General features: G+C 34.8%; 12 protein-coding genes and 1 pseudogene. 2 read left to right on the top strand and 11 right to left on the bottom strand.

Annotated elements, in window-relative coordinates; all coding sequences use genetic code 11:
* Nucleotides 1-112 precede the first annotated feature (112 nt).
* The 7 genes from arsB to HMPREF3267_RS05875 all read right to left on the bottom strand — a co-directional run bounded on the left by arsB (nt 113) and on the right by HMPREF3267_RS05875 (nt 9799).
* The gene (gene arsB, locus HMPREF3267_RS05905) at nt 113-1402 is read right to left on the bottom strand and encodes an arsenite efflux transporter membrane subunit ArsB (protein ID WP_269466908.1); all 1290 of its coding nucleotides are present in this window, start codon (nt 1400-1402) and stop codon (nt 113-115) included.
* Nucleotides 1402-1719, bottom strand: coding sequence for an ArsR/SmtB family transcription factor (locus tag HMPREF3267_RS05900; protein WP_002460816.1), 318 nt, complete (start codon nt 1717-1719; stop codon nt 1402-1404). The genes arsB and HMPREF3267_RS05900 overlap by 1 nt, the downstream gene beginning before the upstream one ends.
* Before the next feature lie 123 nt (nt 1720-1842).
* On the bottom strand, nt 1843-2598 hold the full coding sequence (pflA, locus tag HMPREF3267_RS05895; protein WP_012990672.1) for a pyruvate formate-lyase-activating protein: 756 nt from the start codon (nt 2596-2598) through the stop codon (nt 1843-1845).
* Nucleotides 2599-2619: 21 nt separating this feature from the next.
* A complete protein-coding gene (gene pflB / locus HMPREF3267_RS05890; protein ID WP_012990671.1) occupies nt 2620-4866 on the bottom strand; it encodes a formate C-acetyltransferase in 2247 nt (748 codons plus the stop codon).
* 313 nt (nt 4867-5179) lie between these two features.
* Nucleotides 5180-5749 carry a PepSY domain-containing protein gene (locus HMPREF3267_RS05885; RefSeq protein WP_062078286.1) on the bottom strand — a complete coding sequence of 190 codons (570 nt, stop codon included), beginning with the start codon at nt 5747-5749 and terminating at the stop codon, nt 5180-5182.
* A 356-nt stretch (nt 5750-6105) separates the two neighbouring features.
* Nucleotides 6106-7137, bottom strand: coding sequence for an SDR family oxidoreductase (locus HMPREF3267_RS05880; protein WP_062078288.1), 1032 nt, complete (start codon nt 7135-7137; stop codon nt 6106-6108).
* 175 nt (nt 7138-7312) lie between these two features.
* Nucleotides 7313-9799, bottom strand: a complete 2487-nt coding sequence (locus HMPREF3267_RS05875) for an MMPL family transporter (RefSeq protein ID WP_062078290.1) — start codon at nt 9797-9799, stop codon at nt 7313-7315.
* Nucleotides 9800-10033: 234 nt separating this feature from the next.
* Between HMPREF3267_RS05875 and HMPREF3267_RS05870 the strand changes: the two genes are divergently transcribed.
* Nucleotides 10034-10630, top strand: coding sequence for a TetR/AcrR family transcriptional regulator (locus HMPREF3267_RS05870; protein WP_002460823.1), 597 nt, complete (start codon nt 10034-10036; stop codon nt 10628-10630).
* A 390-nt stretch (nt 10631-11020) separates the two neighbouring features.
* Here HMPREF3267_RS05870 and pbp4 read toward each other — a convergent pair.
* The 3 genes and pseudogenes from pbp4 to HMPREF3267_RS05855 all read right to left on the bottom strand — a co-directional run bounded on the left by pbp4 (nt 11021) and on the right by HMPREF3267_RS05855 (nt 14384).
* Nucleotides 11021-12256, bottom strand: a pseudogene (pbp4, locus tag HMPREF3267_RS12855) (penicillin-binding protein PBP4).
* A gap of 198 nt (nt 12257-12454) precedes the next feature.
* Nucleotides 12455-13570, bottom strand: a complete 1116-nt coding sequence (locus HMPREF3267_RS05860; RefSeq protein ID WP_062078292.1) for a low temperature requirement protein A — start codon at nt 13568-13570, stop codon at nt 12455-12457.
* A 121-nt stretch (nt 13571-13691) separates the two neighbouring features.
* Nucleotides 13692-14384, bottom strand: coding sequence for an alpha/beta hydrolase (locus HMPREF3267_RS05855; protein ID WP_002479088.1), 693 nt, complete (start codon nt 14382-14384; stop codon nt 13692-13694).
* A 118-nt stretch (nt 14385-14502) separates the two neighbouring features.
* On the opposite strand from HMPREF3267_RS05855, the gene HMPREF3267_RS05850 reads away from it, so the two are divergent.
* On the top strand, nt 14503-15423 hold the full coding sequence (locus HMPREF3267_RS05850) for an ABC transporter substrate-binding protein (protein ID WP_062078294.1): 921 nt from the start codon (nt 14503-14505) through the stop codon (nt 15421-15423).
* A 364-nt stretch (nt 15424-15787) separates the two neighbouring features.
* Here the strand turns inward: HMPREF3267_RS05850 and ptsG are convergent, their stop codons facing one another.
* Entirely contained in the window at nt 15788-17779 is a 1992-nt protein-coding gene (ptsG, locus tag HMPREF3267_RS05845; protein ID WP_248285658.1) for a glucose-specific PTS transporter subunit IIBC, read from the bottom strand.
* Nucleotides 17780-17842 lie beyond the last annotated feature (63 nt).

The following is a 17842-nucleotide window of genomic DNA, read 5'->3' as shown; positions in this document are numbered from 1 at the left end:
AGCTTAACATCATTTTCTTGAATCAAATTTATTATCCTATCGTGTTTGACAATCATATACAAGCATTCCAACACGATAAACGAATTATACAGAGATGACATCATTTTTGAGATTATAGCCACTTCAAAGTGATGTATAAACCTATTAATGTGATAAAGAGGACAGGTAATGTAATCACAACCCCTGTCTTAATATACGTCCACCAAGAAATTTTCATCCCTTTTTGGCTTAAGACATGAAGCCATAACAATGTGGCAAGGGAACCAATAGGCGTCATTTTAGGTCCTAAGTCAGAACCAATCACATTAGCGTAAATCATGCCTTCTTTAACTATTCCTACTACAGCTGCTTGGTCGATAGCTATCGCATCAATCATCACGGTAGGCATATTATTCATCACAGAAGATAATATTGCTGACATAAAGCCCATACCCATAATGCTTGTAAAGAGGCCATGATGTGCTATCGTCACTAATACATGTGATAATAATGTTGTAATGCCTACATTTTTCAAACCAAAAACAACCAAATACATTCCTATGGAAAAGATAACAATATTCCATGGTGCACCTTTGACCACCTTTGTTGTATTAACAACATGCGATTGCAGTGCTAATGCTAAGAAAACAAGTGCAATCGTTCCAGCAATAAATGATATCGGTATAGGTAGAAATTCACTTAGTATATAACCTATAAATAGCACACTGAGTACAATCCATGACCAACGAAATAATCGATAATCTTTAATCACTGCTGTAGGTTCTTTTAATTGTGAATGATCAAAATGTTTAGGAATTGTTTTTCTAAAATAAAGCCACAACACAATGATACTTGCAAAAAGGGAAAAGAAATTCGGTATTAGCATTCTAATTGCGTAACCCATAAAACTCAAACTAAAAAAATCAGCTGAAACGATGTTCACTAAATTGCTGACGGTAAAAGGCAATGATGTCGTATCTGCAATAAAACCACATGCAATAATAAATGGGAAAATGACTTTTTCTTTAAAGCCAAGATGACGTACCATAGCTAAGACAATAGGCGTTAAAATGAGGGCTGCACCGTCATTAGCAAAGCAAGCTGCAACGATTGCACCTAAAAGCAAAATATAGATAAACATCTTTACCCCTTTACCATTAGAAGCACGTACCATATGTAATGCTGCCCATTCAAAAAAACCAATTTCATCTAAAATTAACGAGATGATAATCAATGCGACAAAAGTTAACGTCGCATTCCATACAATATCAGTAACTTTAACAACATCTCCAATGCTGACCACACCTGTTAATAAAGCAATGATGGCACCCATCAATGCAGTGATACCAATATCTAAGCCCTTTGGCTGCCAAATAATAAAAATAATCGTCACTATAAATATAAGGATCGCTAGCATAGTTATCATTGACTTCCACCTCGCTCAAGATCATTACAAATACACATCGGATTAGATTGGTGAATCTGATTTAGCTGCTGTATTAACTGTTGATAATGTTCTTGATTTAAGCGATACATTCGCTTATTACCTTCTTTACGTACTTCTACAAAATGATGTGCAACTAGCACTTTCATATGGTGGCTCAGTGTTGGTTGCGAAATATTAAAGTATTTTAAAATATTGTCTGCACACAACTCATCACATGATAGTAAGTCTAAGATTTCTAAGCGTGTCGCATCTGCACATACCTTTAATTTTACTGCTAACGATTGATATGACATGGCTATCCTCCTTTATCCATATATAGATTAACATCTATATAGATAGAGGTCTATATGTATTTTACATAAAATTAAACCTCTCTACATTACCAAATATTGGCAATATAGAGAGGTCATCATTCATTATAATTGTACTGGGATTTTACCTTTAAAGTTCACATACCGATATGCTGCCATTACCGCTTCCTCATCAGGGGGGTCAACATCTTCTAATTGGTAATGTACGCCTAACGTCTTCCATTTATGAACACCGAGCTGATGATAAGGTAAGATTTCAAACTTTTCTACATTATCTAGCGAATTAATAAATTCTCCTAGTCGTATCAAGTCTTCTTTATCGTCTGAGTAACCTGGAACAAGTACATGACGAATCCACACGGGTTGTTTCATTTCTGATAATTTTTGAGCGAATTTCAATATATGGGTATTGGGTCTTCCTGTTAAAGCCATATGCTTATCATTATCAATATGTTTGATATCTAATAAGATTAAATCCGTATACTGCTGTAGTGTGTCAAAATGACGATTGAAAGCAATGGTATCATTGGCACAACCTGCTGATGTATCAATACATGTATGAATACCATATGCTTTTAAAGATTTAAATAGCGCTTCTAAAAATGGCATTTGAAGTAATGGTTCTCCACCACTTACGGTCACACCACCACCTGAGGCATCAAAGTATGGCTGATATGGTAATATTTCGTTAACCATTTCATCAACAGTCACTTCTCTTGATGGCTCATTAATCTTCCACGTATCAGGATTATGGCAATATAAACAGCGTAATAAGCAACCTTGCGTGAACAATATATATCTTAATCCAGGTCCGTCGACAGTGCCCATACTTTCAACGGAATGTATGTGTCCTTTAATCATTTGACTCCCACCCTACTTCTATTACATTTGTTCATGGAATGTACGAGAAATAACATCTAACTGCTGTTCACGTGTTAATTTAATAAAGTTTACCGCGTATCCAGATACACGAATCGTCAATTGTGGATATTCTTCAGGATGTTCCATTGCATCCATTAATGTTTCTCTGTTAAATACGTTAATATTTAAATGGTGTCCATGTTGCATAGCATAACCATCTAGCATACTTGTCAAGTTTCTATTTTGATCGTCATCTTCTTTTCCAAGTGATTTTGGCACAATACTGAAGGTATTAGAAATACCGTCTTTACAGCAATCATATGGAATTTTAGCAACCGAACTTAATGATGATAATGCACCTTTTTGATCGCGTCCGTGCATTGGGTTAGCACCTGGTGCAAATGGTTCTCCTGCCTTACGACCATCTGGTGTGTTACCAGTCTTTTTACCGTAAACAACGTTTGAAGTGATTGTTAAGACACTCATCGTATGTTCAGAATCACGATATGTTTTATGACTACGTAGCTTAGTCATAAAGCGCTCAACGAGTTCGACAGCAATATCATCAACGCGACTATCATTATTACCATATTTAGGGAAATCGCCTGTAATATCGAAATCAACCACTAAACCATCTTCATTACGAATTGGTTTCACTTGGGCATATTTAATTGCTGAAAGTGAATCAGCTGCGACAGATAATCCTGCAATACCTGTTGCCATCGTACGAATAATGTTCGTGTCATGTAAAGCCATTTCAATACGTTCATAACTGTACTTATCATGCATGTAATGGATGATATTTAATGAATTAATATAGACACCTGCAAGCCAGTCCATCATTTTATCAAACTTATCATATACTTCATCGTAATCTAATATTTCTGTATCAATACCTTTATATTCCGGTCCTACTTGATTGCCAGATTTTTCATCTTTACCACCATTAATCGCATATAATAATGTTTTTGCTAAGTTAGCACGCGCGCCGAAGAATTGCATTTGTTTACCAATCTTCATGGCAGATACACAACATGCAATACCGTAATCATCACCATAGCTTTCACGCATTAAATCATCATTTTCATATTGAATTGAACTTGTTTTGATACTCATTTTAGCACAATACGTTTTGAAATTATCAGGTAAGCGTACAGACCATAGCACAGTTAAGTTTGGTTCTGGCGCTGGTCCAAGGTTATCTAATGAATGTAAGAAACGGAATGAGTTTTTCGTTACGAGCGGACGTCCGTCAATACCTACACCACCGATTGATTCAGTTACCCAAGTTGGGTCACCTGAAAATAGTTCATTGTAATCTGGTGTACGTGCGAATTTTACGATACGTAATTTCATGATGAAATGATCGATAATTTCTTGAACTTCACTTTCTGTGATTGTTCCATTATTTAAATCACGTTCAGCATAAATATCTAAGAACGTTGATGTTCTACCTAAACTCATTGCTGCACCATTTTGTTCTTTAATTGCTGCAAGATAAGCAAGGTATAACCATTGCACCGCTTCTTTAAAGTTTTCAGCTGGACGACTTAAATCAAAGCCATACGTTTGACCTAATTCTTTTAACTCTTTTAATGCACGATATTGTTCTGATAATTCTTCGCGCAAGCGGATAACATCTTCTGACATTTCTGTAGACATCGTATGGAAATCATGTAGTTTTTGTTCCATCAAGAAGTCTACACCGTAGAGTGCAACACGACGGTAGTCACCGATAATACGTCCACGTCCGTAAGCGTCTGGTAATCCTGTAATGACACCTGCTTTACGACAAGCAAGCATTTCTTTAGAATACGCATCAAAAACACCTTGGTTATGGGTTTTACGATATTCTGTAAATATTTTTTCTGTATCGGCATCTAATTCATAACCATAAGCTTCACAAGCTGCTTTAGCCATACGAATACCACCAAATGGTTGCATAGAGCGTTTAAACGGTTTGTCCGTTTGTACACCCACTATAGTTTCTAAATCTTTATCAAGATAGCCTGCATCATGAGAAGTTATTGTTGAAGCAACTTTAGTGTCCATATCCCACATGCCACCGCGTTCACGTTCTTCTTTAGACAGTTGCATCACTTGTTGCCATAATGTTTGGGTTGCTTCTGTAGGTCCTGTTAGAAACGCATCGTCTCCTTCATATAAATTGTAATTCAATTGAATAAATTCTCTTACATCTACATGTTTGTTCCAACGACCATTTTTAAAACCTTGCCAAGCATCAGTATGTTTATATGTTTCTTTCATACAGTTGCCCTCCATTTCTATTGTAAGTGTTTTCAAGAGCATTGTAGCATGGTTATTGTGATTTTTTTCACATTATTTATGACTAATTTTCATCAAATATTTGTCTAAATCGTAAACCTGTATTAGTTTGTAAAACAGTTTAATGTTCATTTAGTTGTGTTATGCAACAGTTGTATTGTGCAATGTATAAATTATAGTTTTGAACTATCAATCATTCATATAATCAAGCATGAAACGCGAAGCAATTATCAAATTTGACTTTTGCTCCGCGTTTCTTATGTCAGCTTTAACTTCTATTTTTGATTGCCAACTTTTAATCGTCTTGTTGGTTGTCTATTACTTTACCTGTTTGCGCATCTACTGTGATATCACGTTGTTCTTTACCTTTTTGTAACGTGATATCATAGACTAACTTACCATCATCTTTACTGAGTGACCATTCTTTAATCTCACCATCAAATGCTCGTTGTGCTGCTTTAATAGCTGATTTATAGCTTTTCACTTCGCTATATTTAAACGTGTCTTGGTCATCTGAATGATCTTGATCACCTTTTTCTGATTTTTTATGCTCGACACGTTGGCTTTTATCGTTAACTATAACCTCAGATTCATTATGGTTCTGAGGGTTTTGCTGTTCGACTTTATAAACCCATTCTCCATTTGATTTTTCAAAAGAGATTTCGGTCACTTGCTGATTTTTATAACTGTTCTGAGCTTTTTTAATCGCGTCTTCAGGTTTCGTTTTAACTTCTTTTAATGCAATTGTCCCCTGATGACTATCTTTTTGATGGTTCGATGTCGTGGTATGGTTATCTGATTGACTACAAGCACCTAAAAATAGTGCCGATGCTGTAATCAATGCGATTGTTTTCTCTTTTTTCATGTTGTTCCACTCCTTTTTATGTGTTAATAGACGTTTCCCGCTGAACATCGAACAAAACACATTTTAAGAAATTTTATAAATTAGATATGAAGCAAATGGGAGCGTGATAGCACTCATTTTGAATTCGTAGACCCGCTTCCAGCAAGGTTGACTAGGATTGAAAAAAGCTAGGGATAAATGTATTTTCAATCTAGACAACTACTACCAATATATTTGTTTAGACTGAGACAGCACACTGGGAAAGTGAAACCATACAATACAAATCATTAAATATAAAAAGGCACAAAGACGCCTTTAATTTCAAATCATCTTTGTGCCATTATCTTTGAATTTATATTACAGCGTTGTATGAATCATTAATTATTTAACAAATCATATTGTACGATGCTGTCAAGTGCTGCTAAAATCGCTTCTTCTTGTGTCGCTATTGGTGTCCAACCAAGATATTTCCTAGCTTGTTCATTACTAACATTACGATTAATATCAAGTAACAATTTGCCCTCTTTCGCTTGCTTATTCACTTTTGCACCTAACGATAATATAAAATTAGGCACGCGTTTTGTTGATACTTTCTGTGCTAGATTTGGGCGTTCTTTCTTAATAAGCGCTGCGATTTCCGGCATAGTAATCTGACCGTCTGCAGTGGCAATAAAGCGTTTACCGTCTGCTTCATTATGCGTCATTGCACGAATATGCAAATCGGCGACATCTCTCACATCAACAATATTTAATGCAATATTTGGTATGCGTTTCATTGAACCATTAACTAAATTTTTGACTAAATCAAAACTACCAGAAATATGTGCATCTAAAGATGGGCCCATCATTGCTACTGGATTGATTGTTGCAAATTCTATTTTACGCGTCGCATTTTCAACATAATTCCATGCAGCTTTTTCAGCCAATAATTTAGATTTTTCATAAGCTGATAAGCCCGGTTCATGTGCATCTGTCCAATTACGTTCCGTCGTTATACTTGATTTATCCTTATTACTAAAACCAACCGCACCAAAATTTGATGTCATCACAACACGTTGAACACCTGCATGATCAGCAGCACGTAAAATACGTTGCACACCTTCGATTGCAGGACGTATTACTTCTGACTCATCGTCAGGAATTTCAAAAAAGACAGGCGAAGCGACACTTAGCACATATTGACAGCCTTGCATCGCATCATCCCAATGTTCATCACTAGATAAATCTGCTTCGACAAATGTGAGTCGTTCTGTTGGAATATCATTGGCTTTCATTGTATTTAAAATATTTGCTTGTTTATTGATAGAACGCACAGTTGTACGTACGTCATAACCTTGTTTCAATAGTTCCGAAATAATACGCATGCCTAAAAAGCCGGTACCACCTGTCACTAATACTTTACTATCCATGCTCATAACCTCCTGGCTACTTCTTTTTAAGAGTAAATTTTAACAGCTTATCACATTATAACGTTAATAAAATAACTTAATTCACTGTTTATTTAGCAGCTCATCTTATTAAAATACCCCTTAATCAACATGACCAAGCATCATATCAATTAAGAGGTATCTTTTTTTATTTCATCTATTTATGTTGCTGTTTTTTAGGACCTTTTAATGGCCACCAATTTCCTTTACCTAGCGTGCTTACTACGGCTGGAATAAACAATGGTAAGATGAATAAATTATATATAAGTAGCCCCAAAATGAGTATTGTCGCAATTTGCATCAGTGTGAGCATTCCTGATGTGTACAATGCCGCAATGGTACCAACGATAATAATGCATGCTGTCACAATAACCGTACCCATTTTCTTCATCGCAGTTATTAATGCATTATGAATATCATGTGTGCGTACTTCCTCATTAAAGCGGTTGAGTAAGAAGATTGCATAATCAATACCTAATGAGAATAATATAACTAGGCTAAAGAATGGTGCTACTAAAAGTACGCCTTTTTCACCAAACGAATAATCAAATAGCATATTGGCGATACCCATAGAAACGTAATACGTAATGAGTATTGAGAACATCATATACAACGGCATAATAATAGAACGTTTAAAGACGACAAGTACTAAGAATGTAACTAGAGACATTAATATAATCACTTTCGTCATATCCGTATTAATCGTGTGGTCTAAATCTGCGTTTTGTGAGGTAACACCGCCGTATTCAATCTTGCTATTTTTAAATACAGTACCATTTTTCTGATTATCTACTGTATTTTTAATGTTATTTAACGTTTTAAAGGCTGACTTAGAATAAGGATTTTGTTTTAATTCTACATTGAGCAAGACAACATTACCGTGGTTTGCACTATATTGGTCAATTGAGCGTTTCATATCTTTATTATTCAGCATATCTTGTGAAATATACATACCTGAACGGTTAACACTATCGTCTTGTGACATACCTTTCAAATAGCTTTGTATTTCTTTTTGACCATCGATGACTTGTTCATTACCTTGTTGTGCTTGTTGCAAGCCTTGGGATAATTGACTTGCTTGCTGTGTAATACTTTGAACACCAGCCTGTGGATTTTGACTTGCTTGTTGCATTTGTTGCTGTACAACTTGACTTTGTGTCAATGGCTGAACCTTTTGTTGCATTGTACCTAAACCATTGTTAACTTGTCCTAATCCTTTATTGGCTTTCGTCAATTGTTGTTGAATTTCATTTAATTGATTTGTGGCAGATAATTGCTTAATTGGGGTGCCTGTTGGACGAGTAATCGTATTAACACCTTTGACATTATCGATTTTATTTATACTTTTCGTTAACGTTTCTAAATCACTTAACCCTTTAGATGTTGTTAATTTATCATTATCTTTGATGGCAATGGTTACCGGGAAAGCTTCTCCTAATTCAAATTTATCTTTGATAATATCTAAGGCTTTAACAGAGCCATAATGATTACTTATTTCATTTGTATTATCGTATGTGATTTTATTTGGTGTGAAGTAAATAAGTGGTAAAAATACAGCTAAAATCACTAAAATGACAACGAATGCGTGTTTACTAGATAAATTTCCAAGTTTACCCCAAAATCGATTTTCTTTGTGCGATGTTGCTTTTTTACTTGGCCAAAATATTTTTTCGCCTAATAACACCATGATAAGTGGAAGTAATGTGTACATAATAATTAATAAACATACTACACCTACGCCGATACCCACCGCAGAGCGGAATAAATCGAATTGTGCAAACAAAATCACTAAGAAGCTCACAAAAATTGTACTTCCACAAATGAGTATCGTTTTACCGCCACTCACAAATGTTTCATAAACCGCTTTCGTCTTATCATCATGCGCGGCCAACTCTTCTTTGTATCGATTCAATAATAAAATACAATAATCTGTACCAATACCAAACAATAAAGCTACTAAAAATGGCTGAATATATACTGATACTGGGAAATCGCAATATTTTACTAAGAATGCAATAATTGCAGAGCTAAATAAATAAGATAAACCTACAATAAACAATGGAATAAATGGTGTGACAACAGAGCGGAATACTACAAATAGAATGATCAGAATTAAAGCAACTGTTACAATTTCTGTTTTCTGTAGCCCTTTATCTGTCGCTTTATTAATATCATGTGTAACTAAATCATTATTAGTTAAGTACACTTTTCCAGGGTGATCGTCAATTTTATTAATCTTATCAGCCACTTTGACAGAATCACCTGTTGTCATTTCAACTGGAATCATTATTGTTTTTTTATCTTTTGAGACAACTTTTTTGAAGGTATCTTTATTGGTATACGGTGATATAACATGATTAACGCCATCTATCTTTTTAATTTCTTTAATAAAATGTTCTACTTTGTCATTGCCTTGTTCACTTAATGGTTCTTTCATTTTGATGACTGCAACTATGGAATTAGAATTTGCTCCTACGTCTTTCAACATATGTTCATATTTTTGTGACGATGTACTATCAGGAGGCTTAATTTCACCCTTTTCTTTTGCCAATTGAGACAAATTTGGTGCAAAAATAAGTGACAACACAATTACAATGATTACTAATATTGAAATCGGCCATTTAAATCTCAAAATTGTCTTCATTATCTCTTACTCCCTTTTTTATTTTTTAGCAAGGTCATTATCTAACTAAGTGTTAACCATTGCTTTCTGTAGTATTTTCGTTTATCTTTTAATAGACAAATTGTCTATTATGTAAGATACCACAAAACATTTGATATTTCTCATTAAAAATTTCTAGATTTGCACTATAATAGACGTTTTTAAAATTTGTGTTGATTAAATTCCAAATGATAGACGAATAAGGAGGAAAACAACATGGACAAACGACAAAAACGGACGAATAACTATTTAAAAAAAGGCTTAACACAATTATTAAGCACTCAAAACTATTCAGACATTACCATACAACAACTTGCTGAAGCATCACATATCAACCGCAGTACATTTTACTTACATTATCAAAGTAAAGATGACTTTATTGTTTCAATCATTGATGAAACAATTACAGAGTTATTAGATTATGTAAAACGAGATTCATCCTCAGAAGATGCCATTTTCAGTTCAGAATTTAAAGTATCATTTTATAAGTTATTAGAATACATTGAAATGAATTATGAGTTTATTCGTGTTCTGTTTATCAATATGAATAATACAAGATTCCGTTCACTATTAGTTGAAAAGGTACGAGAAAATATTTTCCTACCTTTATTAGAGAAAAATCATGTTTCATTAACGTTTAAAAATGAAATTGCATTAAACTTTATTATTCATGGGCATTTAGGCGTTATTGAACGTTGGATTAATGACAATGTTCAATATAGCTCACATTATATCGCTCAAGTCATGCTTGAAATAGCTAACACTAATCCTTTTGAGCTATTAGGCATCGAGTCAGAACTAGAAGAGCGCTAAAGAAACAGAGAATAGAACATCCTTTTTAGAAAAACCAAGGAGCGGAACAGCATTCATGATGAATTCGTAGTCCCGCTCCTGCCAAGTTGACTAGGAGTGAAAAAGCTTGGTATCCAGCGTATTTGCACTCCAGTCAACTACTGCCAATATAGCATTCAGCGCCTAAAACATAATGTTGTCCCAGACTCTGGTTTCTTTATTGATAATACTTTGTATGATTGGCTTCTTAGGGAGAGAACTTCAGCCACCCAACTTGCGTTGCCTGGTAAACTTCTTCTCGAAATTCTCTTTGTTGGGGCCCACCCCAACTTTCGTTGTTCGTGGAAATGCTTGTTGCATTTCTCTTTGTTGGGGCCCCCACCCCAACTTGCTGTGTTTGTTTATTTTACTTTATATTCTTTTTCTATTTTTGATCATAGTAATTGTAAAGATAAACGCTATAATTAGTCCACCACTTATACATAGACTGATGACTATGGGCCGTTTCATCCCGGATACTTTAACCACTTCTACTTTTGGCGGGTGTGTTCCCGGTAAAAATGAACGTTGATACGTTAAATGCACATATTTACCGTGATTGATTTTGAACTGATAACCTTTGTGATCTTTAGGTACAACATCATATAAATCTTTCTTCACATAATACATTTTCCCTTGAATACGATGCTGACCTTTACTAAGCACTTTGCGATAATCATAATTTTTGAAAGCACGTCGAACCATGATATTAGAAAGTTGTTGACGCACATGTTTTGCTCGTTCATCAGCAAATGGCTTTACTTGAAATAGCACTGAATGAATTCTTAAGTTATTTTGTTTAGCTGTTAACGCTAAGTTATAGCCGTGATTGCTGGTACCTGTTTTTAAACCATCAGCACCCGCTAAACCATCAGCTTGTGCGGGTAATGATAAATTAGTGTTTTTAAGCATATGACCATGTTGTTTATCGGACGTCAGTCTTGTAATCTTCAACACTTTAGGATGTTGCTTTACTAATTGTTGTGTTAATACAGCCATATCTTTCGCAGTCGTTTTAGAGAAATGTTGTTGCTTGTATTTTGACGGTGCAAAGGGCTTTATTAATCTATTATCTGCACCACTAGGATTATTAAAATGCGTATGTCTCATGTGCAATGCTTGCGCCTTACGATTCATACGATGTGTGAAATCAGATGAGTTGCCATCAATATGTTCTGCCAACACCAACATTGCTGCATTACTTGACGCTAATGCACCTTGTTTTAATAATTGCTTAATCGTATATGTTTTACCTTTAATCAATGGAAAGGTTGTTAATCCCGGTATGCGTGACATTTTGGCATATCATCCTGAAACTTTTACTTCATCAGTTAATTTAATTTTACCTTTATCTATGTCGTCTAATACTAAATAAATAGTCATTAGCTTGGTAATTGATGCTGGATCTACGTTGTCATGCTGATGATAGTCGTAAAGAATTTGTCCTTGTTGCGTAGTTACAATCATACTTTTAGGATTGTAGTGCTGAGCGATATGTTGCTTTTCCGCTTCAGCGATTTGTGTGGGCGTTTTTGCTGCATAGGTAGTTAATGGACTAAACATCATACATAAGCATAATAGAAGTACAAAGCCTTTTATTTGTCTCACCGTTTAAATCCACCTTTTTTATCTCTTTTCTTTAAAATATCATGTTATATGCTGTGACACCATTTAAAAAGGATACAACTACCCTTGTTTTTCTAATTACTTTATCTATGTAACCACTCACGCAAGCCATAATCGTATCTATTAATGAAAAAACTGACGAATGCCCTTAAAGACTTCGTCAGTTTTTGAGTATGCGTACTATTCGGCTACTTTTAAATAATATATCGCTAAAATTAAACACGTCGCAATTGCTGTAACAATTACAAAGACATGTCCTACATTAATAAACACGATACTCATCATATATGCCACAATAATAATTATAATTTGATAGACAATTGGTTTTACTATTTTTAAATGTGCGTGAAAATATGATGAATTAAACCATAGTCCTGCTAAAAATAGCACTATACTTACATATAATAAGTTGATTTCAAAGAAACGATACAGCTCGTTACTATTACTATATACAAGTGCTGTATTTAACATACCTAATGCAATATTAATCACCAAATGTGTATACACAAGTAAAAATCCTATCGACTTATGCTGGTGATTGATATAGTTTTCAGTGACTAGCCAATAAATCCCAAATAGACTAACCAAAATTAGAAATTGAAATATATAAATAATGTCAAAATGTTTAATACTAAAGGTAGATGCTAAACCGACAAGCACTTCTCCAAAAATAATTATCGTTAGTAATGAAAAACGTTCAACTAAGTGCATCATATTGACTGGTGATTGATATAAATATTTTCTAAATGGAATTAAGCCTGTGCCAGCTACAAAGACACCTAAAAAGGCACTATAATAATGAATATGTGTCGGTAAAATAAGTGATAAGCACGACAATGCTGCTACCGTAAATGCGACGATAGCAAAAGCTTTACACGTTTGGTAGTCATTAGGATAACGCGTATATCTTAGCTGCACTAGATATTGTAACCCAATGCTCACATACATGATTGTGACACATAAAAAGAATGGGAAAAATGTCTTTTCAAAACTTGGATATAAACTATTCGATAGAAAAATCAGCACAAACAAATTAAACATCATGAAGCACACATCGGTCTTAGACGTCTTACCAAAACGGTTCGTAAAGAATGTTTGGTGCGACCATAATATCCATAAGATTAAACTCATCATAATATATTTAAAAAACAAATCGGCAGAAATGGTACCGCCATGTGTGTGTAAAATAACATGCGCAATTTTTTGAATCGCATAGACAAAAATCAAGTCAAAAAACAATTCATGAAAGCCTGCGCGTTTCTCTTCTAAATGTCGTTGTATTGGTTGTCTTTCCATATATTAACTCCTTTATTTACTATTCTCATTATAATAGCACAAGTTAAATATCCATGTCTGACAAGCTCAATAAGAAACGATACTAAATTTACAGTGCTGTGATATTAACTATTTACTCATGTTAAAACACTTCCTTCAAACCACGTTTGAAAAACTTTTTAAAGTATCGCTGCCGATGAATACCACGCTTAGCTGTTTGAAATTTAAATGTCGACGTCTCGTTTGCTAAATCATTCGCTAATATTGCTTTTCCCAACAAACTGTTACCAACCATGTCTTTAACAATCTGTGTATGCTTAATGCCTTCTTTCATCCCTACATACCAGTAGACATGTACTGACGCATTAATCGCCTGCTGTTGCTTCATAAAATCTATGAATTCCGGATACCATACTGAAGGGGAAATCAAAATGTATTTCCCAAATTGTTGCGGCATGGTATACAATGCATAAAGTGACACAAGTCCACCATAAGATGCACCAGCAATGCCAATATCCTGATTATTTAATGATACACGATACTGTTCTCTCACATAAGGTAACAATTGTGTCGTTAACCAAGTGAGATACCTAGACGCTTGGCCTTGATTAAGTCTTGTGCCAACTTTTGCCGGCCACGGTGTAAAGTCTTTTGTACGTTCTTTAGAAAGAATGCCGATAAAAATCATATCTTTATTACACCGTTTAAATAACATATCGCCATCATGAACAATGAGTGCAGCATATCTTTTAACCTTCTGCTTACCATAATCCTTTGGTAATTGAATGGTAATTTCAAAGCCATCCATTTGAAAGACCTGTCGACGTTTATTCATGATAACTCCCCTTTAAAATTCTAATAATTAAATTTATTTAAAAGTTAAATATATTTAAAATTATGCTATAATTGATAACGATTATCAATACATATTTTTTTAAATAAAGGGTGATGAAATGAAAAGATTTATCATATTAACGTTATGTACCATATTATTTTTAGCTGCTTGTAACTCAAATGATAATCATGAGCGCGCTAAAGATCATAGCAATACGAAAGCCATGCGAACAGTAACGATGGATGACGGCAATAAAGTTAAAATACCTAAAAATCCTAAGCGCATCGCTGTATTACATCCCACATATGTAGGTGCTTTAGTAAAATTTGGCCATAAACCGATTGCCGTACCAAAATTTGTTGCTAAAAATAAAGTGTTAAACAAGGCCACAAAAGGCATTAAACGTATAGATAATACTAGTGTAGAGCAAGTTGCCAAAGTAAAACCCGATTTAATTATTACGTCAAAAGGCGATAAAAATTATGGGAAATTGAAAAAAATTGCCCCAACCTATGTGTTCGATGCGAATCAATCATCTTATAAAGACACTACTAAAAAATTAGCACAACTTGTTAACGAGCAACATAAAGCAGACCAATGGCTAAAACATTGGGAAAAACAATTAGCAAAAGATAAGAAAGCATTGGCACCTATGATTAAGGGGAAAACTGCTTCCGTCTTACAACAAACACCTAAAGGCATTATGGCTTTCAGCAATCACATGGGACGTGGAACAGAGATTATATATGAGGGCTATGGCTTGAAACAGCCTAAAGCATTAAAACAAGCAACTCAGAAAAAAGTAGCAACACCAATCAATGAAGAACAGTTCCCAGAATATATTGGTGATATTGCTGTTATTGCTCAACAAGGTAACAAGTCACCACAGTTTGAACAAACACAATTTTGGAAGAGTCTCAATGCTGTCAAAAAACATCGTGTCATTAAATTTGATGTCAGTGAAACACAATATAATGATCCTATTTCTTTAGAACGTCAACGAGATATTTTCTATAAAGCATTAAAAGCAATGAAATAGCACAACACTTTGGAACATCAATGTGACGGACTAAAGTTATAGCACCAAAATCCTTTCTTCGGTATAGTTTCACCATAACATTTGAATATATTAAAACTAAAGGTTCTATTGGTAGCATATGTTGATTTTATACATAAATCACCTTGTTCATTTAGTTTAATGAGGTTCATTAAATGTTACGAAAATCTCTTATTTTTTTATAAGCATTTTAGTATAACTTCATATACGACTACACAGTATTGATTACAAAAGAAGCACAAAGACGATTTTTAATTTCAAATCATCTTTGTGCTATTATTTTGGAATTTAAATCCAATCCTGTTTTTCTATAAATGATGTTCAAACCGCTTTTATTTCAAGCTGTTTATTTAATGTTAAAAAGGTGGTCGCCGAAATGGATACTGTTACCAGCTTTTACAGCTATATCTGTAATGTCACCTTTCGTCACAATAATTGGTGTAATTAAACTTTTCGCATTTTCACCAAGATAGTCTAAATCAAAGGTTACTAATTGTTGACCTTGTTCAATTGTTTGCCCCTCTTCGACATGCATTGTGAAACCTTGTCCTTCTAATTGAACTGTATCTAAACCAATGTGAATTAATAACTCTAATCCTTGATCAGATACTAAACCGATGGCATGCTTCGTAGGGAAAATCATTTGAACCTTACCATTGAACGGTGCTCGAACTTCACCACTAACTGGATCAATCGCTATGCCGTCTCCCATCATTTTCTCACTAAAGACCTGATCCGGAACATCAGCTAAATCGACTACTTTTCCTTCTAATGGCGCAACGACACTTTCACTATGTGTCTCCGCTTGTGCTTTTGTTTCTGTTACAACTACCGCTTCGTCAGAGTCATCTTCAGCTGACATAGGATGTTCGACAACTTCACCATTCATGATTTGTTGCATTTCATGTTTGATTTGATCTGATTTAGGACCAAAAATAGCTTGCATATTATTACCAACTTCTAACACACCTGAAGCCCCTAAATCTTTTAATCCTGCAACATCCACTTTCGCTTTGTCATTCACTTCAACACGTAATCGGGTAATACATGCATCTAAATGTTTAATATTCGTCTTACCACCCATTGCTTCTAATACTGCATATGGCAACTCGCTTGCTGCTGTTTGTTTAGCTGAAGCCATTTTGTCTTCGCGACCTGGTGTCTTAAAGTTTAACTTCTTAATGAGGAATCTAAATATAACATAATAGATAACTGCATAGACTAAACCAACTGGTATGACTAGCCACCAAGCTGTTTTATTAGGTAATACCCCTAAAAGTACGTAATCAATAAAGCCACCTGAGAATGTATAACCTAAGTGCAAATGAAGTAAATATAGAATTAAGAATGATAGTCCATCTAACAGTGCATGGATAACAAAGAGCAACGGTGCCACAAATAAGAATGAGAATTCTAGTGGTTCTGTGATACCTGTTAAAAATGATGTTAAAGCTGCTGAACCCATCAAACCTGCAACAACCTTTTTATTTTCAGGTTTTGCTGTATGATAAATCGCTAGCGCCGCTGCCGGCAAACCAAACATCATTACTGGGAATTCACCTTGCATAAATTTACCAGCAGTCAGATGTGCACCTTCACGAATTTGATCAATAAAGATTAGTTGATCTCCTCGTACTATATGCCCTGCCGCATTTTTCCAAGAACCAAATTCAAACCAAAATGGCGCATGGAAAATGTGATGTAGGCCAAATGGTATTAACAATCGCTTAATAAAGCCAAATAAGAATACGGCCAAACCTGTATTAGAGTCCAATAATCCTTCACTAAATGCATTCAATCCAGATTGAATCATTGGCCATACATATGCCATTGGAAACGCTAAAACAAATGACGTCGTTGCCATCATAATTGGCACGAAACGTTTACCCGCAAAGAAACCTAAGTACGATGGTAACGAAATATTGTAAAATTTGTTATAACACCACGCGGCTAAGCCACCTATAATAATCCCACCAAAGACACCTGTTTGCAACGTAGGAATACCTAATACACTGGCATAACCACTGGCAGCATCTTTTACTTCATTTGGGGTAACATTTAAGATAGCACCCATCGTTTTATTCATGACGATGTAACCAACAAATGCCGCAATCGCAGCTACACCATCACCACCGGCTAAACCGATAGCTACACCTAAAGCAAAAATCATTGGCAAGTTATCAAAGATAATCCCACCTGCCCCTGTCATCATTAGGGCAATATTTTGAATCACACCATTTTTAATAAATGGTAGATAATGCTGTAATGATTCACCCTGCATCGCAGTACCAAGTGCGAGTAACAACCCAGCAGCTGGTAAAATAGCAACTGGTAACATTAATGCTTTACCTATACGTTGCAATTGACCGAATAATTTCTTTCTCACCTTTCTAACCTCCAA

The organism is Staphylococcus sp. HMSC62D11, assembly GCF_001839145.1.
In the GTDB taxonomy this organism is placed as follows: Bacteria; Bacillota; Bacilli; order Staphylococcales; family Staphylococcaceae; genus Staphylococcus; species Staphylococcus lugdunensis.
The sequence above is the reverse complement of the archived record's forward strand: the minus strand, read 5'-3'. Positions and strand labels throughout refer to the sequence as shown.